Raw genomic sequence first — 23,572 nt, 5'->3', positions numbered from 1 at the left:
GGCAGACTTACAGCAGACCCACAGTGTAACCGGAAGGGTCCGCCGGATAATCCCCGCGAACCTCTATGGGTTTATGAATAAAACTCATCAATCCAACGCCAGCCTAGCGCCGGTGCGCCAACGCCCCGACCAGTCGATCACCGGCTTTTTGCACCACAAACACCATCAGCAGTAATACCAGCACGGTACCCACCATGATCTGATTATCAAAGCGCTGATAGCCATAGCGAATCGCCAGATCGCCCAGCCCGCCGCCGCCAATCACTCCGGCCATGGCCGAGAACCCAATCAGCATCACGATGGTCAGCGTAGAGCCTGAAAGCAGCGAAGGCAGTGCTTCCGGCAGCAGAACCCGGCTGATGATATGCCAGCTGTTTCCCCCCATCGCCACCACGGCTTCAACGCGGCCGCGATCAACCTCATCCAGCGCATTTTCCACGATGCGGGCAAAGAAAGGAAAAGCGCCGAGCGTAATCGGCACAACGGCGGCCGTACTGCCAAGGGTGGTACCAATAATGAAACGGGTGAAGGGGATAATGGCAATCAGCAATACCACAAACGGCAGCGCGCGCCCCACATTCACCAGCACATTCAACACCCCAGCAATCAGCCGGTTAGGAAACAGTCCCTGCTTGCGCGTCAGGAATAGCGCTACGCCCACCGGCAAACCAATCGCCAGCGTGAAGACCGCCGCCAGTGCCACCATGTATAACGTTTCCAGGGTGGCATTGATCATCAGGTCACGAAACGTGTCCCAGTCTACGCTACGCATTGTTTTCTCCCCTCTGGTGCAAAACGCGCGAGGAAGTTGCGCTCGGCGGCACCATCCTGCAACAACAGTTGATAGAGACGTGAAGCGGGCTGCGCCATGATCTCGGCCAGTGGGCCACTCTCGATTAAACGCCCGTGTTCCAGTAACGCCGCATGGTCGCAAATCCGCTTGACCACCGCCATGTCATGGGTAATTAACACCACCGTGATGTTCAACCGCTGTTGCAGTGTCGCCAGCAGATCGAGAATCGATTGGGTGGTGCTGGGGTCCAGTGCGCTGGTGGCTTCATCGCACAGCAGATAGCGCGGCTCAAAGGCCAGCGCCCGGGCAATCCCCACGCGCTGTTTCTGCCCACCGGAGAGCTGAGACGGCCAGGCATCTCCCCGCCCCTCCAGCCCAACCAGTGCCAGCAATGCCTCAACGCGCTCACGCCGCTGGGCTTTCCCTACGCCTGCAATTTCCAGCGGCAGCGCAATATTGTCTGCCACTGTGCGGGAGTGGATCAGGTTAAAGTGCTGAAAGATCATGCCGATTTGCTGGCGCTGACGCCGCAGTTGACGCAGGCTGAGGTGCTGAATGTTTTCGCCATCAATCAGAATTTCCCCGCTGTCCGGCTGCTCCAGCAGGTTCAGTGAACGCAGCAAGGTACTCTTCCCGGCACCACTGTGGCCAACAATGCCATAAATACTGCCGCCGGGAATGGTGAGCGAGACATTATCCAGTGCGGGCGCTTGCGCCCCCGCATACTGTTTGTTTAACGCATGAATGCTAATCATGCGCACTGCCTGCAACCGGGATCACCGAGCCGTGGTACTGAGTACGAATAAACTCTGCCACCTGCGGCGAGGTCAGATCCTTCGCCAGTTGCTTGATGCGCGGATCGTTTGCCAGCGCAGGGGTGGTCACCAGTAAGTTGGCGTAAGGATTATCTTTGGCCTTTTCAATCCCGAGTGCGTCTTTTGCCGGGCTCAGGCCCGCTTCCAGCGCGTAGTTGCCGTTAATGATCCCCGCATCAACGTCATCCAGCGAACGCGGGATCTGCGGTGATTCGATCTCCAGAATCTTCACGTTTTTCGGGTTTTCGATAATATCTTTTGGCGTCACCAGGGTGGATTCCGCTGAGCGTTCACCTTTGAGTTTAATGAGGCCATTATCCTGTAATAACCACAGCCCACGGCTCAGGTTGGTGGCGTTATTGGGAATCGCGATTTTTGCGCCCTGCGGCAAATCTGCCAGCGTTTTATATTTATGTGAGTAGATACCCAATGGCTCAATATGCACCGCTGCCGCTACCACGAATTTTTTACCCAGTGCTTTCTCCTGCTCGTGTAAATAAGGCAGGTGCTGGAAATAGTTGGCATCGACGTCTCCCGACGCCAGCAGTTCATTCGGGTTAGCGCCGTTGGTCATCTCAATAATCTTTAAATCGAGTTTAGGGTCGATTTTTTTAACGTAGTTAAGAATTTCAGAGTGCGGCACCGGATCTGCAGCAACGCGCAGCGGTGCTGCATACAGGCTGTGGGAAATAAGCAGTGACAAACTGGTGATTAACAAAGCAGCAGATTTACGCATGATCGGTTCTCTTATTATTGGGATTAATGGGTGATGAGATCGGAATAGAAACGTTGCGCCACCGTGGGGTGAGAACGCAGCCGCCCTTTCAGGTAGTTCCAGCCCACTTCGCGTAGCAGCGGGTTCAACGGGTCACTGGCTGGCCCCTGAGCCAGCTGTGCCAGATGTTCAGGCAGTTGATAAACCGGCACCACGGCACCCAGTTCGGCACCGAGGAAGAAAGCCACCGACAGACGTTCAGCATCCGAGGCGGGAGAGACCACGCGGTGTACGGTGGCACGTAAATAACCATTGGTGGCTAACTCCAGCAGCTCACCGATGTTCACCACAAACGCCCCCGGTACCGGCAGAGCATCCACCCAGTTATCCGGCGTGACCTCCACCTGCAAGCCCCGCTGATCGTCTTGCAGCAGGAAGGTTAAAAAGCCTGAATCTTTATGCGCACCAACGCCCTGGCGTGAATCCTCGTGAGCGCGACCCGGATAGCGGATCAGCTTGATGTGTTCATTGGGCTCACGGCCGTAGAGATTATCGAAGGCATTGACCGGCAGTTGCAGCGACTCCGCAAACGCACGCAGCAGTTGCAACGCCACCTGAGTCATCTCCTGCTGCCACTGGGTGATCACCGGACGCAGCTCCGGCAACGCTTCCGGCCACTGATTGGGGCCTTGCAAGCGCTGCCAGGCGGGCGCTGAGGCATCGGCTGGCAGCGGTTCCCGCTCGGCACCAATGTCGAACTGCTCGCGCTGGTCGGGCTGGCTACGGGTCAGTTCGGAACCAGCGAAGTTGTAGCCGCGAAAATGCGGCGAATTAACCATCTGCACTGCGCGCTTATCCGCATCCGGCAAGGCAAAAAAGGCACGGGAGAGGCGTTGAACTTCGTCTGACAGCGCAGTATCAATGCCATGATGGATAAGATAGAAAAAGCCAACCTCACGAGCGGCCTTATTTAACTGCTGTAGCAGTGCAGCCCGTTGTTCAGCACTGCCATTCAGCAGGGAAAAATCAATGACCGGCAATTTAAGGGGGTTTATGTTCGCCATCGGAATAATCTCGCTAATTCAGTTAAATAAACCTTGCCAGCTTCACTGAATTAACACTACGAACTAAAATTACTATCGATTGCCGTTAAAATCAGTTAATCCGTTGTACCGCGCCTGGCAATAAACGTCGGCGGTTGCCAGGCCGTAATATCCGGTAATGGCAAGTCGTAACGTTCTATTTCCACCCGACAACTCTGGGCGCTACACCCCTGACCTAAGCGTGAGCTGCCGCGATCTTCCGTGAGCACATTCGGGTTGCCGTGTTTGTCGAGCGAGCCCGGCGTCAGGACATCCAGCGGATCGTACCAGGCACCGGTAGACATCTGCACCACGCCAGGACGAATATCTGCCGTGATATGTACGCCCGCCAGCAGTGCGCCGCGCGCGTTGAAAACCCGCACCACATCCCCCTCCTGCAGACGGCGCGCCGCCGCATCCTGGGGATGCAACCACAGCGGCTCCCGTCCAGACACTTTGGTACTCTTGCTGAGTGAACCGTGATCGTACTGACTGTGCAGCCGGGTGCGTGGCTGGCTGGAGAGCAAATGCAGCGGCCAGCGTTGCGCCTGCTGCTGCTGGTAGTGAGCCTCCTGCTGGTCCCAGAAGGGATAGCCAGGACATTCGGCATAGCCAAATGCGGCCACGGTGGCGGAGTAGAGTTCGATTTTCCCGGAGGGGGTATCCAGCGGGAAGCGCTGTGGGTCCGCGCGGAAATCCGCCAGCAAAATCAGAGGATCAGCCGGGAGCGCGTATTCCAGCTTGCCCTGCTGCCAGAACTGATCAAACGTGGGCAGCGTAATGCCTTCCTCCTGCGCGCGCGGCTCGGCTTGCTGATACATGTGCCGTAACCATTGCTGTACATCACGCCCCTCGCTAAACGCGGAGGCGAAGCCCAGCCGCTGCGCCAACTGGCTGAAAATGGCGTAGTCATCCTGCGCTTCACCCACCGGTGCAATGTGCTGACGCATGGCGATCATAAAACCATCATTACTGGCACTGCCAATGTCTTCCCGCTCCAGAGAAGTGGTGGCAGGCAACACAATGTCGGCAAAACGCGCCTGCGCCGTCCAGTACTGTTCATGCACGACAATGGTTTCCGGCTGCTGCCAGGCGGTGATAAGGCGGTTAAGATCCTGATGATGATGGAACGCATTGCCCCCCGCCCAGTAGACCAAACGGATATCCGGGTAGTGACCGACTTTGCCATCAAACTCATAGCTTGCGCCGGGATTAAGCAGCATATCGGCCAGCCGCGCCACCGGAATACGCTCTCTGATGGGGTTCTCTCCTGCGGGCAGACGCGGGCCAGAAAAGCGCCGCCGGACCGATCCCGCGAGGTTAGTCGAGGCGTAACCAAAACCAATCCCCCCGCCTGGCGTGCCAATCTGCCCGAGCAGCGCCGTGGTGGCGACCAGTGCCCAGTAAGCCTGTTCGCCCTGGCGGGCGCGCTGTACCGACCAGGCTATGTTGATCATGGTGCGCTGCCCGGCCATCTGCCGCGCCAGCTGTTCAATCTGCGTCGCCTCAAGCCCGGTCAGCGGGGCCGCCCAGTGGGCATCTTTCACCACGCCATCCAACTCACCCAGCAGATACCGCCGATAATGCGCGAAGCCCACGGTGTGGCTGGCGACAAACCCGGCATCGTAAAGCTGTTCTACGATCAGTACCTGGCACACCGCCAGCAGCAGCGCAGTATCACTGCCAGGGCGGATCGCCAACCACTCGGCCTGCGGTACCGCCGCGAGATCATTTTTCACCGGACTGACGTTAATAAACCGCGTCCCGTTGCGCTGCAATTGATCCAGCCAGTGTTGCAGCGAGTGGTCGTTGGCCCCACCGCCGTTCACCTGGGCATTCCGCAGCGGCAGTCCGCCTATCGCCACAAACAGATCGCAGTGCTCTGCCAGCACCGACCAGTGGGTATGCTGGCGTTGCAACTCATCCAGATCGCCGAGAATATGCGGTAACACCCGCTCTCCGGCGGCAATGCTGTAGGTGTTTGTGCTGGCACTGTAGCCACCAAAGCCATTGAGGAAGCGGTGCAACTGGCTTTGTGCATGGTGGAAACGCCCGGCGCTAGACCAGCCGTAAGAGCCGCCATAGATGGCCTGATTGCCATGCGCGGTTTTAACCCGTTGCAGCTCATCCGCCACCAGTTGCAGGGCCACTTCCCAACTGACCTCGACAAACGGCTCCTGTCCGCGCCGCTGGCGAGAAGCGGCCCCCTGTTGCAGATAGCCCAGGCGCACGGCCGGACGTCTGATCCGGCTTGGCCCCTGAACCGCATCGGTAAGCGACTGGCCGATAGCCGAAGGATTACGATCCCACGCGACCGGTCGCAGGGCCGTCAGTTTGCCCTGTTCCGTCGTAACGTGATACGTGCCCCAGTGCAGTACGGCCAGATCCTGAAATGGCTTCATATAGCCTCCACGCTATTCACGGCGAATGCGCCGCGCCAGCCAGTTACCCAGCGATTGCAGCAGTTGAACAAGCACAATCAACGCCAGCGCGGTGCTGAAGGTGGCAAAGGCATCAAAGCGCTGATAACCGTATGTGATCGCCAGGTCGCCAATTCCGCCGCCGCCTACCGTTCCTGCCATCGCCGTGGCCCCCAGCAGGCCGATGGTGGCCGTGGTCAGCGCCAGCACCAGTGAAGAGGCGGCCTCCGGTAACATAAAGTGCCACAGCGTTTGCCAGGTCGTGGCCCCCATCGCGTTGGCAGACTCCAGAATTCCGGGGTCCACTTCCAGCAGTGAGTTTTCGACCAGACGGGCAATATACGGGGCGATGTAGAACACCAGCGGCACAATCGCCCCCGCCGTGCCAATGGTGGTGTGCACCAGCAGACGCGTCAGGGGCAGAATCGCAATCAGTAAGATAATAAACGGCAGCGATCGCACAATGTTAATCAGCGGATTGAGCAGGCGATGTAACGCCGCCACCGGGTGAATGCCCCCGGGACGACAGACCACCAGCGCCATTCCCAGCGGCACACCGAACAGGGCACCAAATCCCAGCGAAACGGCAATCATCACCAGCGTGTCATGAATCGCCTGGAGGTACTGTTCACCGGTCACCACGGTATCTATCCAGTCAAACATCGCTGATCCTTACCCCTGCCTGGTGCAGAGTGTGACGCGCCGCCTGAATCGCCGCGGCTTCGCCGTTGAGGGTGATAATCATGAAACCGAGGATGGTCTGTTGCACTTCGGTCATGCTGGCAAACAGGATATTGACCTCAATGCCATGTGCCTGCATCACCTGCTGGATCAGCGGCTGACGCGCGCTCTCACCAATAAACTCCAGTCGCAACGCCGCGCCTGGCGGGGCGGCGGCCAGGAACTGCGTCACCGCCTCTGGCAGTTGGTCGTGAATCACGGCACTGACGAAACGCGCCGTGACCGGGTGCTGTGGCGCAGAGAACAGCTGTAGCACGCTGCCCTCTTCCACCATTCGCCCCTGCTCGAACACCGCCACGCGATGGCAAATTTTCTGGATCACCGACATCTCATGCGTAATCAGCACGATGGTGATGCCATAACGGCGATTGATCTCCTGGAGCAGCAGTAAAATCTGTACGGTGGTGTGCGGGTCCAGCGCGGAGGTGGCTTCATCACACAGCAGCACAGCCGGATTGGTAGCCAGCGCGCGTGCAATCCCCACGCGCTGTTTCTGTCCGCCGGAGAGCTCATCAGGATAGCTGTGCTGTTTGTCAATCAGGTCAACAAAGGTCAACAACTCCTCGACACGTTGGCGGATTTGCGCCTTGGGCAGGCCTTGCAGTATCAGCGGGATCGCGACATTGTGAAATACCGTGCGGGAATTCAGCAGATTAAAATGCTGGAATATCATGCCGATGTTTTTTTTAAGCGCGTTTAATCGCCGTGGGGAAACATCATTGAGTGTCTCCCCGGCCAGCGTGACCGTGCCCTGAGTCGGTACTTCCAGCCGGTTGATCAGCCTGAGCAAGGTGCTTTTTCCCGCCCCGCTGTAGCCAATCACGCCAAAAATATCCCCCTGATTAATGGTCAGGGAAATATCTTCCAGCGCGTTAACCTGCTGCCCCTGACGGGAGAACTGTTTGCTGACACCGCGAAATTCAATTGCTGGCTGACTCATTTCAGATAATCAGGCAGTAAATAGCCATCGTACTGATGATGACTCAGAATATAGTGTTTAAACGCGGCCGAGTGATAACCGGCCACAATATCTTTCGCCCACTGGCTGTCTTTATTTTTTTCCGCAATGGTGACGACGTTAATAAACTGTGAACGTGGATTTTCCAGTTTTAACGCGGAAGCCAGTTTTAAGCCGCTGGAGACGGCAAAATTCCCCTGAATCACGCCAAAATCGGTATCGGGTAAGGCGCGAACCTGCTGCGCATTGTCCATCTCTTTCAGCACAATATGGTAGGGGTTGGCGGTGATATTGCGCTGTGAGAAGGTCGCTGCATCACTTTTAGGATCGACTTTTAGCCAGCCAAGATCCTGCAAAAGCAGCGCTGCCCGGTACTCGTTAGAGGGCTGATTCGGCACCGAAACCACCGCCCCCTCTTTGGGTTGAGTGACCTGCTGCTGGCTGTTTGAGTAGATCCCCATCGGCGGGGTCGGAACCTGGACAATGCCGATATTATGGATGCCCAGGCGATCGTTCACCGAGGCCAGATAAACCGGGTGCTGCATAATATTGGCTTCAATACCGCCTTTATCGACCGCGTCATTGACCTGAATACCATCGCTGAAATCTTTGTATTCAATTTTATAGCCCTGTTTAATCAGCTCGGGTGCCACGCCCTGTTCAAACTGCTCTTTATAAGGACCAGGATTAAAACCGATACGCAGTGTTTTGGTCACATTGTCATTCGCCTGGCTGGCAATCGCTGCCGTCGTCAAAAGCACCAGGAGGCTGGTGCGAAATAGCATCTGTTTCATCTTTTTACTCATCGTTATGAAGGTGAAGAGGATTAAATCATAAGCCCGCCTGGATTTTATTTGCGCATTTACGCAATGGTTGTGCGCAAATTGATTATGCATTTATTCGCTTTGGATTATCTGAATTGGACTTGCAGCTGTCGCTCAGCGCGGTTTTTAATGCGTTAACGCCTATTCCATTCGCGACAGCAATCGATGTTGTCCACGTATTAAAAGGTTTTACCATGCCACAATTTGCTGCTGCTGAATTAGTTAATGAACTGCCGAGTAATCTGTTTGGCGTGCTGGAAAAAATGGCCGCTGCTATTGATACCCGTAATAAGCCGCTGATTGACCTCTCTAGCGGCAGTCCGCGTCAACCTGCGCCTGCGGCGATCATCGCCGAATTACAAGAAGCGGTAGGACGACCGGAAAACCACGAATATCCCTCGTTCTGGGGCAAACCGCAGGTGCGTCAGGCGATTGCGGATTTCTATCAGCGCCAGTATGGCGTCACGCTGGACCCGGACACCGAGATCGCCGTATTTCACGGTTCCCATATCGGGATTACCGGTGTGCCGCGCGCGCTGGTCAATCCGGGCCAGTACATTATTGCCACCGATCCGTGCTTCCCGACCTTCCGAAATGTGGCCAAACAAGCGCAGGCGCAGTTCTGGGGAATTCCGGTTAACGCAGAGAATGATTTTGTGCCGGATTTTAACAGCGTGCCGGAAGAAGTGGCGCGCAATGCCGGTCTGCTGGTGCTGAATTATCCGCACAACCCCACCGGTGCGCTCGCCACGCCGGAACTGTTTGCCGATGCCTTAGCCTGGGCGCAGCGTTACCAGTTACCGGTATTGAATGATTTCGCCTACGCCGCCATTGGTGCCAGTGAAGGTGGCGCGCCCATCAGCCTGCTGGCCCAGCCAGGCGGTAAAGAGTGGGGAGTGGAAACCTATACCCTGTCGAAAACCTTCAATATGGCGGGCTGGCGTTTTGGCTTCGCGGTGGGTAACGCCTCGATCATTCAGGCGCTGAAAAAGCTGCACACCCACAGTTACAGCACGGTGTTTGGTGCCGTGCAGGATGCGGCCACCGTGGCGTTGAATCTTGCCGACAGTGATATCGACCCGCATCTGGCGGTGTATCCACGCCGCCGTACCCTGGTAGAGCAGCGTCTGGCGCAGCTTGGCTGGCCGGTACGTCACGGACAGGGATCGTTTTTCCTCTGGCTGGAAGTGCCACCGGGCTTTACCAGCCAGCAACTGACTGAACATCTGCTCCAGCAGGCACATGTGCTGGTGGTGCCGGGCACTGGCTTTGGCCCCGGCGGTGAAGGATATATCCGCATCAGCCTGACGGCGAGCGATGCCGAGCTAGGCGAGGCCTTTGATCGTATCGCCGCGCTTAAGCTGTTCCGTTAATTCAACTTCAGGGCTGGCTCACACTGTCCTGTGAGCTGAACACGTGCGCTGCCCGACGCTTAACAGGAGTGACATCATGGTAGCCATTAAAGCACCCGACAATTATCGCCACGAAGCGGGCATTATTCAGCGTATAGGCGAATACGTAAAACCGCTGGCGAGTCGCGTAACCATTCTGACCAGCCCAACGGCATGGAACCTGACGCGGGAAGCGGTAGAAGCCAGCCTGAAAGCGGCTGAGGTACACTGGCAGGTGCATTTTCTCAGCGGGCCTTGCCACCTTCCCACCATTGAAGGGTTGGCCGAGCAGGCACAACGTCAACGTTCGGAGCTGATCGTTGGTATTGGCGGCGGACGCGTGCTGGACAGCGCCAAAGCGGTCGGCAAATTACTCGACGATCTGTCGGTGATTACCGTGCCCACTATCGCGGCAACCTGTGCGGCCTGGTCCCCGGTGACGGTGCTGTACAACGCACAAGGCGGCCAGGACGGTCACATTCGCCTGACCCGTTTCCCACAGTGGGTACTGGTGGATAGCTCGATCATTGCCCGTGCCCCGGTGCGTTTCCTGCGCGCAGGCATTGTTGATGCGTTGGCAAAGTGGTTTGAATTTGCCCCTTATCAGCGTAACGGTGCCGACGACCTGGGTTTAACCTTAAAAGTGAATGCGGCGCAGCTCGCCTTTGACACCCTGCGTGACATCGGTGAACAAGCGGTGGCAGATAATGAGCGTGGGCTGGATACCGCAGCCTTGCGGCGGGCAACTGATGCCAACATTGCCCTGGCCGGGTTAGCCAACAGCATCGTGGATGAGATCGACCGCATCGGTATTTCCCATCGCATTCACGATTTGCTCACGCATGAACCTGGCGTTCACCATCACTGGCTGCACGGCGAGATTGTCGGTTTTGCGCTGGCGGTGCAGAGCCAGCTGGACAGCGATGCGCCTGAGTTGCGCCAGACGTTGTTACGCCTGTTGCAGCAGTACCATACCCCGCTGACGCTGGCCCAGCTTGGCGTGAACGATAGCCCGCAGCACGTTGCCGCGATCGCGCAGAAGTTTACTCTGCCCGCTGACGTTGCCGCCCGACTGCCGTTTACTATTGATGCCGGGAAGCTGACCCATGCCCTGCTGACCGCAGCAGAAGCACCAGCGACACACACCGCGGCTGCGTGATTTTGCCTTCAGGTGCCGTTGCGGGTGCAACGGCATAGTTGTAAACGCCTCTGCGTTCGGCTGCTTTTCTCTGACTGACAAGTCTCTTTCGATACGCTGTGTTTCAGGGCCCGCATTACCCGGAAAGCAAAAGCGCTACTCTGCCCTGCCTCTGTTACGTGGATTACGGGAATAGAGATGAATAATCCCGATATTCCCTTTCACTTTATTCTGGTCAATATCGATTAACCACAAGTGGTGCATTTGGTTATATTAGTGGAACCTTTAACAGGGTGTTTTTAATGATGAGAGATAAAGCGTGAGGGTTTCACCACTAGCAATGTTTCAATAATGTTAACAGGGAAATGATATTTCACTTTATCAAAAAGTATATTAACAATTGACCGTTTTTTTCTTACACTGCTGCATCTGAATCAGCAATGCAGGATGCACAATTTGTTTTCCCTCATTCGACTCTGTCGCAATAAACAACCCGCCGTTATCGCAATCCTTGCGATACTGATGCTGTTTATTGCGCCGATCGTGTCGAAAACGCTGGAACACCGGCGAATGGAAAACATGGATGTCTGTGTCGAAACCCCCTCTTCCGATCATTGTCCTGTTGCAGTTCAAACCAGCCCTACTGCCCGACAGATGCAGGGGGATGATATGGCCGGAATGGACATGTCAATGCCTGACGCGATGGGGCACGAGCACGCGAGCATGCATATGGCTAAGTCAATGCGCACTGCGATGATGCCAGGCATGCAAGGCATGCAAGGTATGATGGGCGCAGGCGATATGATGGGCGATATTGCCTGTGGATACTGCCTTGTCTTGATCCACCTTCCCCTGATGCTGTGCCTGTTTGCCGCAATTCTCTGGCTGACTTCCCTCATTAGCGCTATACCACCGCCAAAACGGATACACACCTTCTTCACACTGTTCTTCCCAGGCATCGCGCAGCCACGCGCCCCCCCTTCCAGTACTTACTGATTTTCATCAGCGATAATTATTCGTTGTCGTATGTCGTTAATTTCTCATTGTGCTCAGGCGCAGGATAAATAACGCCCGAAAAAGATCAAATTAAACTGATTCAGGCCTATTTCGAATCGTCCGGTAAGGCGTTTCAAAATAACGATGCCGTGGTTATTGATATTGGGCTGTTTTTTCCTGGCAGAGCCAGAATGCCTTCTGAATATTTCAGCGGGCAGGAATGTTGCACGCCAAAATCAGGATAAGTTATGTATAAGTTTCATTTTTCTCTACGTGTCGTCAGTCTTGCTGTGGCGCTCGGTTGCCTGTTTCCGGGAATGACCTTTGCTCAAAATGCGGAGGAACAGCCCGCTCAGCCTGTATCATCCACAGACCCGGTGATGATCGTGACGGCACCCGTGGTTTCACCCCTGACGGTGGTGACTAACCTTCAAACGCCGCGACAGCCGGTGCCTGCCAGCGATGGTTCTGATTACCTCAAAACCATCCCCGGCTTCTCACAGATCCGCAATGGCGGTACCAACGGCGACCCGGTATTTAGGGGCATGTTTGGTTCCCGTCTGAGGATCCTGACGAATAACAGTGAAATGCTGGGTGCCTGCCCGGCCAGGATGGATGCCCCCACTTCATACATCTCGCCGGAAAGTTTCGATACCCTGACGCTGATTAAAGGACCGGAAACGGTGCTCTGGGGGCCGGGCAATTCAGCGGGTACGCTGCGGTTTGATCGTCAGCCTCCGCAGTTCGATAAGCCCGGCGTGACGGGCAGTGCCAGCATGCTTGCCGCGTCTAATCGCCGTTTTGATGAGAATGCGGACGTAAGCCTGGGCAATGAAAAGGGGTATATCCGGCTGACGGGCAATAAATCACGTTCCGGTGATTATAAGGATGGAAATGGCAGCCGCGTCCCTTCCCGGTGGGATAAATGGAATACAGATGTTGCTCTTGGCTGGACGCCCGATAAAGACACGCTGCTGGAACTGACCGCAGGCAGGGGTAATGGAGAGGCGCGCTACGCCGGACGAAGCATGGATGGATCGCAGTTCAAGCGGGAAAGTCTGGGCGTGCGCTTTGAAAAGTCAAACATCGGCGAGGTGTTCGATAAGTTTGAGGCCAGCGCTTACTACAACTATGCCAACCACATCATGGACAACTACACCCTTCGCTCTCCAGCCGCTACTTCCATGTCGGGTATGAGTACCGCCATGGATATGTCTGACAGCTCGTCGATGGATATGAGCAGTCCGATGGCCATGCAGCTTGACCGGAGAACCGTGGGCGGCCGCATGATGGGAACCTGGCTATGGCAGGACTTCCAGTTGCAGAGTGGTGCAGATACTCAGTTGAATACCCACCGCAGCCTCGGGGACAGCGGCTGGTCGAAAGATGCCCGTTTCCATGATTATGGTGTCTTCAGTGAACTGACCTGGTATGCATCGGCGCAGAATAAAGTGATTGGCGGTGGGCGACTTGACCACACCCTCGTCGATAATTTTACCGGCACTGGCCTGAGCAGCCGACACGATACGCTCCCGGCAGGCTTCGTGCGTCTGGAACATACACTGAGTGAAGTGCCCCTGATGCTCTATGCCGGGCTGGGTTATACCGAACGCTTTCCCGACTACTGGGAACTGTTTTCACCCACCTATGGGCCAGGCGGCAATGTCAGCGCGTTTGACAGCGTAAAAAGCGAAAAAACCACGCAGCTCGATATCGGTGCACAATACAGCGGCAATCGCCTCAATGCCTGGGTTTCCGCATATCTGGGCCATGTCAGCGACTATATTCTGTTTCTCTATGATCCCCAGAATACCTCCATCAGCCAGGCCAGCAACGTCAATGCCACCTTGATGGGCGGTGAAGCCGGATTCAGTTATCAGCTCACTGACCACTGGAAAACCGACGCCAGCCTGGCGTATTCCTGGGCGCAAAATACCTCCGACCATCAACCACTCCCACAAATTCCCCCTCTTGAAGCCAGGCTGGGGCTGAACTGGGCATCGGGTAACTGGAGTAGCGGCGGGTTATTGCGACTGGTGAGCAGCCAGCACCGAGTTGCCGTCAATGAAGGGAATGTGGTGGGCAAAGACTTTGGCAGCAGTGCCGGATTTGCGGTGTTCTCCGCTAATCTGGCCTACCGGGTCACATCCAACGTCAAAGTCAGTACCGGGGTGGATAACCTGTTTGATGTTAACTACAGCGAGCATCTCAATCTGGCCGGCAACAGCGCCTTTGGCTACTCGGCGAATACGGCAGTCAATGAACCGGGCAGGACCTGGTGGGCAAAAGTCAACGTGACCTTTTAAGGAGGGAACATGGATAAAATGAGCACCAGCAAAACGCGCCGCAGGCATATACGCTTCCCGCACTCACTCCTTGAGGGCATCGAAGCCAGCCTTGTCAGCGAATGTAGCCAGAACTTCTCCGCCTGGGTGGTGGAGGCCTGTCGCCTGCGCATTCAGAGCGAATCTGCCGTTAACAAAGCGCTGAAACCAGGGCAATCCTCCTGCCTGCGCATCACTCAGGCGACAAAAATTTAAGGATATTGATGATGTATTTGCATCGGCATTTTCGCCTTTGTCAGGCTGCTGTGGCCAGCAGCGCACTTATCAGCACCGGTTCGTGCGCCCAGGCTGCACTCACTCGCGTGGCTGAAAAGACATTCGATTCGAGTCTGATGGCTGATTTTTCCCATCAGGCAGCAGCGCTTTCCACACGCTATCGGGATTTTCACCCGAGCCGATGAATTTTTACGTCTCCATACCGGGGACCTTTAGTCACAGGAGTTAGTTATGTTTTACAAAGCAAAAAATCTTCTCAGTGCCGCCCTGTTTACTGCGGCCATTGTGTGCAGCCAGCAAGCCATGGCCCATGCGCATCTGACATCATCGGTACCTGCTGATATGAGCAGCGTTGAGCATTCGCCGAAAAAGCTGACGCTGGCGTTTACCGAGGGATTAGAGCTGGCATTCAGTGGCGTAAAAATCACGGATGCGAGTGGTAAAGCGGTAGATACCGGCAAAGCGGAGCTTGATGTTTCAGACAAAAAAACGTTGGTCGTTCCACTCCCGTCCGCCCTTAAAGCCGGTGACTACCAGGTGAGTTGGCATGCTTTATCTGTTGATGGCCATAAGACACAGGGTGACTATATGTTCAGCGTGAAGTAAGTCGTAGGATTAGAAGTAATATATGTAAGGCGCTGTTTTTAATTGAAAATAAAAAAGACAGGGCCTGTTTGGGCTCTGTTTTTGAGTGGTGAAGAGCCGTGCCCGCTTGATTAAATGTAGTAGGGAGATGGGGAATGTTCGCTCTGTGGTGTGAAGGCGGTAAGTTAGATGAGGTGAAGGTCTGCTGTGAGCGAGGAGCGGAAGTGAAAATTATGGGTTAGGGATGTTATGCCATATTAGACATAACATCCTCCTTCCAGCATCAGGACAGCTACCGTCCAAATCTGTCATTGAATCGTTGGCTACTGACCCTTCTGCTCATTTTGCTATTGCAATTAGGGCACAAATGCTGCTTTTTACCTTCAATAGTCCAGGTGTAATACTTCTTCTTAAAGCCGGTACCACAAACATCACAGCGACGCGGTTTAAAAATCACACCGAGAATAACAAGTACAACAAACCCACCAATTAACCATTCCATAAAATCCCTCTTAAAGAAAAAGCCCGGGCAGCGGGCTTCAGTCGAAAACTTCGCGTCGATGACCAATCGTGGCATCGAGAATGACCAGCTCGTCATCCCGAATCTCACACAAAATGCGATAATCTCCCACCCGATAACGCCAGAATTCACCTGGCTGACCTTTTAGCTGCTTCCCTGACTGGCGTGGATCTTCTGCAGCAGCAATGCGTAAGTTCATAAAATCCACAATCCGGCGTGCGGTTTGCTTGTCCATTTTACGTAACGATTTGAGCGCCCGGTCGGAATAGTTAATCGTCCAGACCAAGTGACTTTCTCACGTCCTCAGACGAATGTATGGATTCATCACCACGACTCGTACGCGCAGCTGTTTCCGCCGCTAGGTAATAATCTTCCAGATCTTCGAGATGAGTAAGGATTGCCCCCCGCGCATAGAATGTCTTTGTTCTTCCAGTCAGTTTCGCAAGGGACTCCAGCCTTGACTCGATCTCATCAGACAGTCGGATAGCAAGCATACACCCCCTGAATCATATTTGTTATACATGTATATCAAATATGATTCAGCACTTAAATTAAAAGACCAAAAAATAATCATCTTGTGTGTCTTGATAACTACCTCAACTGTTGATATATACAGTTAGAGGGTTTTCCTCTTAACTATAGAAGGATAACGATCATGAGTCTTAAGCCAGGCCCAAAACCTATTGCTGAGTCAACGGGTAAACCAGATCAACGTCGACGTGATAATAAAAATACCCCTGGAAATACTCCGGAGCTGAAACCCAGTAAATCGACAAAAAAATAAGCACGCGTTGAAAAATGAATAATACAAAAGCCCTAAGGGGCTTTTTTTGTACCCGCAGATCATACTGATTTACCATATCATCCCTACGCTGTTCGTCCCAGAATCTGGATGCACCATTAGCTACATGGCTGAAACGAGTGACTTTATCCTTTCGGCCTTTTCAAAATGGTCCAGCTTCATTTCCATCATCCACCAGTGCGCAACTTCCATAAGCAGATCTGGGTCGTCATGTTTGTTCGCAAAAAATGCGTAGAACGACAGTCCTACGCTGCTGCCCTTTGCCATGATCTTGGCTTCGCATACCCTGATAATCTTCGTCTTCATTCCAGCTCGCACACAGTCTCTTTTTTATATGGCTGTATGCAATGGCGTTGGACCCGGTCATCTCTACTAAGGTTCACCAATCAAATGAGCTATTGTGAGAACGACAGCTTGAACTGGCATTTACCGGCGAATGGAGTTTTCACCGCTGACCTGCTTCGATGTTCTGTCCCAGCCCTATGGTATCACCTATAACAATGCCATCCCTGAGCAATTGGCGGTTTACTTTTCTCTCAGGTCACGAATGTGCACATACGCAGGGTTTATCCGCATCTACTTTATCCGCCGGATAGAAGGCATCAACACGATCACCTTTACCGGGGCAGCCAACCAGAAAAAGGGGCGATATAATCACTAAGCCGATTTTAAACACCCTCATTCCTCCTGGTTTAGATCACTATTTACTATGGGATTGTAAAAGAGGCTTCAATTATACGATGTTGCTTAACTCCTTCTTTACTGACCGCATAGGCGACTAAGTACTTTCTCCCGGGTAAAAATGTAAAACCGTAGGTAGGAAGACATTGCTGAGTCAAGGCCCATTCTGGTTGAATACTGCGAGCTGAATACCTTATTACGCTTTCATTTTCTTCAGAACTGAGTATTTCTGTGCGGTAAATATATTCACCCACGTAGGTTTCAGCTTTGATACAAACGTGACCATCGTTAATTTCTAGCTTAGCGGGATAAACAGGATTAGATCTGTCACCTGGGCCAGGACACCCCACTAAAGTGAAACATAACCCGCAAACTAAACAGCGGAATTTAGCGCCCATAAACAATCTTTCTATATAACTCTGGTATTTTGTCATATGAGTCAGTTTCTCTATATCTAACTATCCTGAAGTCTGACTCAAATATCCAAGCGTCAAGACCATATACAATGAGAAACCAGTAATCTGCAAGTATAGACGCCTGTTACTCTAGTGTATATTCTTTTAAATATCTTTTCCGAAGATCATAAGTATATTCTGCAGCCCAACTCATGAGCCCCCTAAGTCTAACAAACTGACCTTGCTGATGTTGCCATACGTGTGCCAGTTCGTGAATAAATGTATGTTTACTTTCAACTTTAACCAGATGACATGAAAAGTCATGTTGATATGACTCTTTCCTGAACCACAACTCTCCATTAGGACTCATTGCATACATTTTCGACTGAAAACCAAACGGGAAGTAGCTATCACAATGAATCCATACCCGGTTCCATGCAATATCATTGCCGAAGAGGCGTTTTGCCATGGCAATTTCATTAAGCGTTATCAAACGCAGTGAACCTTCTTTTTCAGGTTTTGGTTTTTTACAAACATCAGAACTCATTGTTAGCACCCTCAATATTTCCGAGATAATTGATTAGGTAAGCGATTATTCATTAATTATGATTTGTTTAATGACAAGATCCGTTCAGGTATGATGAATCCCCTTTCAATACTGCTGAGTAATTCTATTATCTCTTTTGTCGTTGAATAAATGACACGACAATGACTTCCAGCTTTAAATCATCCCCACTAATAAACTTATCCTGACATGACCACATAGCATTACTCTGGAATGGTGAACCATGTATCAATGCTGCGGCGAAATTTAGTCGAATCTTTATAAATCGAATACACCACGTGATATCTATGACCCGGCTTAAATTTGAAATCAAAAGTTGGCAAACACTGCTGAGGAAGTGCCCACACAGGTTGCGGGTTATCAGGGACTAACTTTATCAATGTATCACTCTTAGTGGTGCCAAGAATTTCAATCAGATAAACATATTCTCCGACCGACGTGTTCGCCTTCATACACACTTCTGCGCCAATGTATTCAACTTCAGCGGGATATGTTGGCGACACTCTGTCACCCGGGCCAGGGCAACCTGAAAGCACCAGGACTGAAAGTAGTAAGCCGTATCGCATCTTTTCCCCGATAACATCAGCTCTCATTTTTATCACCTCACTACTCCAGCAGTGGCGAGATATTATTCAGAGAAGATAGTCACGTCCAGTGATAACTTCGCCAAAAGATAAAAACAGAATAATTATTTAGATGTTCCGCTAATTAAACAGAAACGGTGTTTCGCCCGGAAATGTTTTTCCGAACGCGGCATCTTCTTCTCTTTACACATTATCCAGACCCGGCGGGTTGCTACGGCATATATCGCCAGCCAGCTAAATCCAGTTCGTCATCTTGCCGTCATTATTCTGACATCTGCTGGCGGCAGGATGGCGGCCAATGAGATCGATCTCATTCATGGAGAACTGAGTAACAAGATGAGCGATTTGGTCAGCGTTGCCCGCATGGCGGGTGTTTCCCGCGCTACTGCTGCACGCGCCTTTGCCGAACCGGAGAAGGTCCGTCCGGCGACGCGGGAAAAAGTTTATGCCGCATCAGAGGTGCTGGGGTTCCGCCCGAACTATGTGGCGCGTCAGCTGCGCACACAGTCCACTCGCATGATCGGGGTCATGCTGCCCACCTTGAGTAATCCGGTGTTTAGCGAGCAGCTTCAGGGCATGGAACGTGTGGCACGGGAACAGGGTTATGCCCTGCTGGTATCAACCACCGATTACGATGCAGAGCGTGAAAGTGCGGTGCTGGAAAACCTGCTGCGCCAGCGCGTAGAGGGCGTGGTGATCACCGTGGCCGATGCACAAAACAGTGCCTGCCTGCGGCTGCTGGCGCAGGAGCCTCTGCCGGTGGTACTGGCGCACAATCCGGCAGCGGGTGATTTCGTTACCGTCAGCGTGGATAACCAGGCGGCAATGTACCAGGCCACGCGCCACTTGCTGCAACTGGGCCATCGCCAGATTGCGATGATCGCCGGGCCGGTGCAGCAGTCAGACCGGGCGCAGTTGCGCTACCTCGGTTACTGCCAGGCGATGCAAGAGGCCGCACTGACGCCGCTGCCGCTGGCTGAAATGGCGCATCACACCGAAGCTGAGCCGCACTGTTTGCAGAGCTGGCTCACAGCAGTGCCGGATGTTACCGCCCTGCTCTGCTCCAACGATCTGCTGGCGCTGAGCGTCATCGGTACGCTGCAACGCCTGGGTTACCGCGTGCCGCAGCAAATTTCTGTAGTGGGTTTTGATGGTATTGCGCTGGGAGAACGGGTTTACCCGGCGCTGTGCTCGGTGGTCCAGCCACAACGGGAGCTGGGAGAAGTGGCGATGGAGTGTCTGACGGGATTACTGGCCGGGGTGGATATCACCTCGCGCACCCTCAATTTCACGCTGCGCGTGGGCGAAAGTGTCGCCCGCCACAGCTTTTGATCGACCAACACCGGGGAACACCATGAATAAAGCTCTGACGTCATTCTGTCTGCTGGGCGGCCTTGTACTGGCGACTTCAGCACAGGCCTCTACCGCCGTCTGCTACAACTGTCCGCCTGAATGGGCTGACTGGGGGACGCAACTGAAAGCCATCGCCAAAGATACCGGCATTGTGGTGCCGCAAGACAATAAAAACTCCGGTCAGGCGCTGGCGCAGATCGTCGCCGAGCAGGCGCATCCGGTGGCTGATGTCACCTATCTCGGCGTCACTTTTGGTATTGAGGCGGCAAAATCCGGCGTGCTGGCGAGCTACAAGCCCGCCGTGTGGGACAGCATTCCCGCCGATATGAAAGACCCCGATGGCAAATGGATCGCGCTGCACTCCGGCACCATCGGCTTTATGGTCAATGTGGACGCGCTGAATAGCGCACCCGTCCCCCGTTCATGGGATGACCTGCTCAAGCCAGAGTATAAAGGGATGATCGGCTATCTCGATCCGGCCAGTGCTTTTGTCGGCTACGCCGCTGCGGTGGCGGTGAACCTGGCAAAAGGCGGCACCCTGCAAAACTTCGCCCCTGGCATCAGCTACTTTAAACAGCTCATGAAAAACGAGCCGATCGTACCGAAGCAGACCGCCTATGCCCGCGTGTTGTCCGGTGAAATTCCGATCATGCTGGATTACGACTTCAACGCCTATCGCGCCCGCTATAAAGACAAAGCCAATGTGGTCTTTGTGATCCCACAGGAAGGCAGTATCAAAGTGCCGTACGTGATTGGCCTGGTTAACAACGCGCCGCACAGCGAACAGGGCAAAAAAGTGATCGACTATGTGCTGTCCGATCGCGGTCAGGCGATCTGGGCGAATGCCTGGCTTCGTCCGGTGCGTGAGAGCGCCATGTCAGCCACCGCCAAAGCGCAGTTCCTGCCGGACAGCGACTATGCTCGCGCTCGTACCGTGAACTATCAGCAGATGGCTGAAGCGCAAAAAGCCTTCTCCGCGCAGTACCTGCGTGAGGTGAAGTAATGTCTGAGACCTGGCAACAGGGCACCACGTCCTCCCTCACGGGGGGGCGTTGGCGCAAAACGCTGCCGCGCCCCGTGCTGCTGGCATTAACGCCAGCGATCGCGGTGTTCTGCGCCTTCTGGCTGCTGCCGTTTGGCTGGCTGGTGGTGCTGGGCAGCCAGCCCGATAACAGCACGCACCAGAACGCCTACTGGACCGTCATAAGCCAACCGCAGTACCTTGAAAGCCTTGGCGTGACCGTGGCGCTCTCGGCGTTAGTTGCGCTGGTCGCCGTGGCGATTTCTGCCATTGTGGCGTGTTTCCTTGCGCGCCAGCAGTTTGCCGGTAAAGGCCTGCTGCTGGCGTTGATCACCTTCCCGCTGGCCTTCCCCGGCGTGGTGGTCGGCTTTTTCATCATCATGCTCGGCGGGCGTCAGGGGCTGTTTGCGCAGCTCGGTCTGTCACTGTTTGGCGAACGTTGGGTGTTTGCCTATAGCCTGATGGGGCTGTTCCTCGGCTATCTCTACTTCTCGATTCCACGCGTGGTCATGACGCTGATCGCGGCCTGTGAAAAGCTCGACCGCAGTCTGGAAGAAGCCGCGCGTTCTCTGGGTGCCAGCCATTGGCGCATCATCTGGGATGTGATTGTTCCCGGTCTTGCGCCGGCATTGTGGTCAAGCGCCGCGATCTGCTTTGCCACCAGCATGGGGGCTTTCGGCACCGCTTTTACGCTGGGCACCGATCTCAACGTGCTGCCGTTAACCATTTATGGCGAGTTCACTAACTACGCCAACTTTGCTACTGCTGCCGCGCTTTCGGTCATCATGGGGCTGGTGACCTGGTGTGCACTGATTGTCACTCGCCGCTTCGATGGTCAGCGTTCAGGAGCTTCCCTATGAATCGCTCACGGTTGTTTAGCCTGCAACTGGTGTTCACGCTGCTGGTCTGCCTGTTTTTAATCGTGCCGGTGGTGATGTCCGTGATGGCAGGCTTCACCCAAAACTATTTTGTCGGTCTGAAAAGCGGGCTGACGCTGCGTTGGATCGCGGAAGTCTGGGCGATGTATGCCAATACCTTCTGGCTCTCGCTGCTTATCGCGCTGAGCTGTCTGGCCGTCACTTTGCTACTGGGCGTGCCCGCCGCGTGGGGATTACTGCGAAGTTCATCGCGCTGGGCCGCCATCATTGAAGAGTGCCTGATGTTGCCGGTGGCAATTCCAGGGTTGGCAACCGCGCTGGGGCTGCTGTTGGTGTATGGCGGAATTGGCGAACTGCGCCAGAGTTGGCTGTTTATTCTTATTGGTCACGTGCTGTTTACGCTGCCGTTTATGGTGCGTCCGGTACTGGCAGTGCTGAAGGCTATCGATGTGAAGTCAATGGAAGAGGCCGCCGCCAGCCTGGGTGCCGGTCCACTGCGCCGCTTTCTCACCGTGGTGGTGCCCAATGCCGTCTCCGGGATGCTGGCCGGGGCATTTATGGTCATTACCCTGTCCATTGGTGAATTCAATATTACCTGGATGCTGCACACCCCGTTAACCAAAACCTTGCCGGTCGGGCTGGCGGATAGCTATGCCTCGATGCGACTGGAGATGGGTTCTGCCTATACCACCCTGTTCCTGGTCATGATTATTCCACTGCTGTTGGCGATGCATGCTTTGGCTCGCCCACGCCGTTCACGGGAGATTTCACTGTGACTCATCCAGTCGCTATTCGCTTGCGCCACTGCGCACGCAGTTTTCAGCCCGGCCAGTTTGCGCTTCACCCGCTGGATCTGGAGATAAAAGCCGGGGAAACCCTGGTGCTGCTGGGGCCTTCCGGCTGCGGTAAGACCACCACGTTACGCATCATCAGCGGCCTTGAGCGCTGCGATGCCGGTGGTGAAGTGTGGTTTGGCGAGAACAATGTCACGGCGCTGCCGATTGAAAAACGCAATGTCGGGATGGTGTTCCAGAACTATGCGCTGTTTCCTAATTTGAACGTGGCGCAAAACGTGGCTTACGGCCTGCGGATACAGCGCTTGCCCGCAGCGGAGATCGAAGCCCGTGTCAACGAGATGCTGGCGATGGTGGACCTGGCTGATTTCGCCCAGCGTCCGGTACAGGCACTTTCCGGCGGACAAAAGCAGCGTGTTTCACTCGCCCGTGCGCTGGCGGCGCGTCCCAGGGTGCTGTTGTTTGACGAACCGCTGGCCGCGCTGGATGCCAAACTGCGCGATAAGCTGCGCGAAGACATTGGGCAGCTGTTACAGCAACTCGCCATTACCGCCGTGTATGTGACGCATGACCAGCAAGAGGCCATGGCGTTGGGCGATCGCATCGCGGTGATGCGCCACGGTCGTATTGAGCAGTTAGCCACTCCGCGCGATCTCTACCACCATCCTGCCACCCCGTTTGTGGCGAATTTTATCGGTGCAGTAAACCGGCTGACGCTACCGCAAGGTGAATTCTGGTGCCGACCAGAAGAGATGCAGTTAGTTGATAACCCCACAGCCCCGCTACAGGGCCGCGTTCTGCTGGCAACGTTTTTCGGGCCGGTGCAGCGCGTGCAGGTGGGATTAAGCAACGGCGAGGTGATTGTCGTCGACTGTCCAGCGCGCCAGATGTGGCGTCCCGATCAACGGGTTGGCGTCGCGTTTGCCGCCGAATCCCTGTTTCAGCTTTCATAAGGAGTCC

25 protein-coding genes are annotated in these 23,572 nt (G+C 54.4%); 11 read left to right on the top strand and 14 right to left on the bottom strand.

The annotated features are described in order from the left end of the window. Positions 1-103 precede the first annotated feature (103 nt). The 8 genes from B880_RS0109835 to B880_RS0109800 form a co-directional block, all read right to left on the bottom strand. Positions 104-772, bottom strand: coding sequence for a methionine ABC transporter permease (locus B880_RS0109835; RefSeq protein ID WP_026042537.1), 669 nt, complete (start codon positions 770-772; stop codon positions 104-106). Continuing rightward, complete coding sequence (locus B880_RS26045) at positions 760-1,548, bottom strand: methionine ABC transporter ATP-binding protein (protein ID WP_017347232.1); 789 nt, start codon at positions 1,546-1,548, stop codon at positions 760-762. Before B880_RS26045 ends, B880_RS0109835 begins: the two co-directional genes overlap by 13 nt. Next, positions 1,541-2,344 (bottom strand): MetQ/NlpA family ABC transporter substrate-binding protein, encoded by an 804-nt coding sequence (locus B880_RS0109825; protein ID WP_017347231.1) that lies wholly within the window; start codon positions 2,342-2,344, stop codon positions 1,541-1,543. The genes B880_RS26045 and B880_RS0109825 overlap by 8 nt, the downstream gene beginning before the upstream one ends. A gap of 23 nt (positions 2,345-2,367) precedes the next feature. Beyond that, positions 2,368-3,387, bottom strand: a complete 1,020-nt coding sequence (locus B880_RS0109820; protein WP_017347230.1) for an isopenicillin N synthase family dioxygenase — start codon at positions 3,385-3,387, stop codon at positions 2,368-2,370. Between the two features lie 95 nt (positions 3,388-3,482). Beyond that, positions 3,483-5,807, bottom strand: a complete 2,325-nt coding sequence (locus B880_RS0109815; RefSeq protein WP_017347229.1) for a molybdopterin-dependent oxidoreductase — start codon at positions 5,805-5,807, stop codon at positions 3,483-3,485. A 12-nt stretch (positions 5,808-5,819) separates the two neighbouring features. Then, positions 5,820-6,488, bottom strand: a complete 669-nt coding sequence (locus B880_RS0109810) for a methionine ABC transporter permease (protein WP_017347228.1) — start codon at positions 6,486-6,488, stop codon at positions 5,820-5,822. Further along, positions 6,481-7,506, bottom strand: coding sequence for a methionine ABC transporter ATP-binding protein (locus B880_RS0109805; protein WP_017347227.1), 1,026 nt, complete (start codon positions 7,504-7,506; stop codon positions 6,481-6,483). Before B880_RS0109805 ends, B880_RS0109810 begins: the two co-directional genes overlap by 8 nt. Further along, positions 7,503-8,318 carry a MetQ/NlpA family ABC transporter substrate-binding protein gene (locus tag B880_RS0109800; protein WP_026042536.1) on the bottom strand — a complete coding sequence of 272 codons (816 nt, stop codon included), beginning with the start codon at positions 8,316-8,318 and terminating at the stop codon, positions 7,503-7,505. Before B880_RS0109800 ends, B880_RS0109805 begins: the two co-directional genes overlap by 4 nt. Positions 8,319-8,542: 224 nt before the next feature. On the opposite strand from B880_RS0109800, the gene B880_RS0109795 reads away from it, so the two are divergent. The 6 genes from B880_RS0109795 (at position 8,543) to copC (ending at position 15,040) form a co-directional block, all read left to right on the top strand. Continuing rightward, a complete protein-coding gene (locus B880_RS0109795; protein ID WP_026042535.1) occupies positions 8,543-9,721 on the top strand; it encodes an aminotransferase class I/II-fold pyridoxal phosphate-dependent enzyme in 1,179 nt (392 codons plus the stop codon). 76 nt (positions 9,722-9,797) lie between these two features. Beyond that, positions 9,798-10,898, top strand: coding sequence for an iron-containing alcohol dehydrogenase family protein (locus B880_RS0109790; protein ID WP_017347224.1), 1,101 nt, complete (start codon positions 9,798-9,800; stop codon positions 10,896-10,898). A gap of 435 nt (positions 10,899-11,333) precedes the next feature. Further along, positions 11,334-11,873 (top strand): DUF2946 domain-containing protein, encoded by a 540-nt coding sequence (locus tag B880_RS0109785; protein ID WP_192841080.1) that lies wholly within the window; start codon positions 11,334-11,336, stop codon positions 11,871-11,873. A gap of 248 nt (positions 11,874-12,121) precedes the next feature. Then, a complete protein-coding gene (locus B880_RS0109780) occupies positions 12,122-14,179 on the top strand; it encodes a TonB-dependent copper receptor (RefSeq protein ID WP_017347222.1) in 2,058 nt (685 codons plus the stop codon). A 9-nt stretch (positions 14,180-14,188) separates the two neighbouring features. Beyond that, a complete protein-coding gene (locus B880_RS24915) occupies positions 14,189-14,413 on the top strand; it encodes a YlcI/YnfO family protein (RefSeq protein WP_017347221.1) in 225 nt (74 codons plus the stop codon). A 252-nt stretch (positions 14,414-14,665) separates the two neighbouring features. Further along, the gene (gene copC, locus B880_RS0109770; protein WP_017347220.1) at positions 14,666-15,040 is read left to right on the top strand and encodes a copper homeostasis periplasmic binding protein CopC; all 375 of its coding nucleotides are present in this window, start codon (positions 14,666-14,668) and stop codon (positions 15,038-15,040) included. Positions 15,041-15,558: 518 nt separating this feature from the next. On the opposite strand, the gene B880_RS0109765 is transcribed toward copC, so the two are convergent. From B880_RS0109765 to B880_RS0109735, 6 genes are all read right to left on the bottom strand, one after another. Then, on the bottom strand, positions 15,559-15,825 hold the full coding sequence (locus B880_RS0109765) for a type II toxin-antitoxin system RelE family toxin (protein WP_017347219.1): 267 nt from the start codon (positions 15,823-15,825) through the stop codon (positions 15,559-15,561). Further along, a complete protein-coding gene (relB, locus tag B880_RS0109760; RefSeq protein ID WP_017347218.1) occupies positions 15,809-16,033 on the bottom strand; it encodes a type II toxin-antitoxin system RelB family antitoxin in 225 nt (74 codons plus the stop codon). The genes B880_RS0109765 and relB overlap by 17 nt, the downstream gene beginning before the upstream one ends. 410 nt (positions 16,034-16,443) lie before the next feature. After that, positions 16,444-16,659 (bottom strand): DUF6500 family protein, encoded by a 216-nt coding sequence (locus B880_RS0109750; protein WP_026042534.1) that lies wholly within the window; start codon positions 16,657-16,659, stop codon positions 16,444-16,446. A gap of 389 nt (positions 16,660-17,048) precedes the next feature. Next, the gene (locus tag B880_RS27360; RefSeq protein ID WP_443146817.1) at positions 17,049-17,420 is read right to left on the bottom strand and encodes a putative T6SS immunity periplasmic lipoprotein; all 372 of its coding nucleotides are present in this window, start codon (positions 17,418-17,420) and stop codon (positions 17,049-17,051) included. 142 nt (positions 17,421-17,562) lie between these two features. Further along, positions 17,563-17,964 carry a type IV secretion protein Rhs gene (locus B880_RS24910; RefSeq protein ID WP_237761003.1) on the bottom strand — a complete coding sequence of 134 codons (402 nt, stop codon included), beginning with the start codon at positions 17,962-17,964 and terminating at the stop codon, positions 17,563-17,565. Between the two features lie 221 nt (positions 17,965-18,185). Then, the gene (locus tag B880_RS0109735; RefSeq protein WP_017347212.1) at positions 18,186-18,575 is read right to left on the bottom strand and encodes a putative T6SS immunity periplasmic lipoprotein; all 390 of its coding nucleotides are present in this window, start codon (positions 18,573-18,575) and stop codon (positions 18,186-18,188) included. A 327-nt stretch (positions 18,576-18,902) separates the two neighbouring features. Between B880_RS0109735 and B880_RS0109730 the strand changes: the two genes are divergently transcribed. From B880_RS0109730 to B880_RS0109710, 5 genes are read left to right on the top strand one after another with little or no spacing between them, the layout of a single operon-like run. Next, a complete protein-coding gene (locus B880_RS0109730) occupies positions 18,903-19,898 on the top strand; it encodes a LacI family DNA-binding transcriptional regulator (protein ID WP_026042533.1) in 996 nt (331 codons plus the stop codon). Positions 19,899-19,920: 22 nt separating this feature from the next. Continuing rightward, positions 19,921-20,922: an ABC transporter substrate-binding protein gene (locus B880_RS0109725; protein ID WP_017347210.1), complete on the top strand. Its 1,002-nt coding sequence runs from the start codon at positions 19,921-19,923 to the stop codon at positions 20,920-20,922. Further along, on the top strand, positions 20,922-21,800 hold the full coding sequence (locus B880_RS0109720) for an ABC transporter permease (protein ID WP_017347209.1): 879 nt from the start codon (positions 20,922-20,924) through the stop codon (positions 21,798-21,800). The genes B880_RS0109725 and B880_RS0109720 overlap by 1 nt, the downstream gene beginning before the upstream one ends. Beyond that, positions 21,797-22,594, top strand: a complete 798-nt coding sequence (locus B880_RS0109715) for an ABC transporter permease (RefSeq protein ID WP_017347208.1) — start codon at positions 21,797-21,799, stop codon at positions 22,592-22,594. The genes B880_RS0109720 and B880_RS0109715 overlap by 4 nt, the downstream gene beginning before the upstream one ends. Then, on the top strand, positions 22,591-23,565 hold the full coding sequence (locus tag B880_RS0109710; RefSeq protein WP_017347207.1) for an ABC transporter ATP-binding protein: 975 nt from the start codon (positions 22,591-22,593) through the stop codon (positions 23,563-23,565). Before B880_RS0109715 ends, B880_RS0109710 begins: the two co-directional genes overlap by 4 nt. Positions 23,566-23,572: the final 7 nt, after the last annotated feature.

It is taken from the genome of Pantoea sp. A4, assembly GCF_000295955.2.
In the GTDB taxonomy this organism is placed as follows: domain Bacteria; phylum Pseudomonadota; class Gammaproteobacteria; order Enterobacterales; family Enterobacteriaceae; genus Pantoea; species Pantoea multigeneris.
Note: the sequence above shows the minus strand (reverse complement) of the source record. Positions and strands in the feature narration are given on the sequence as shown.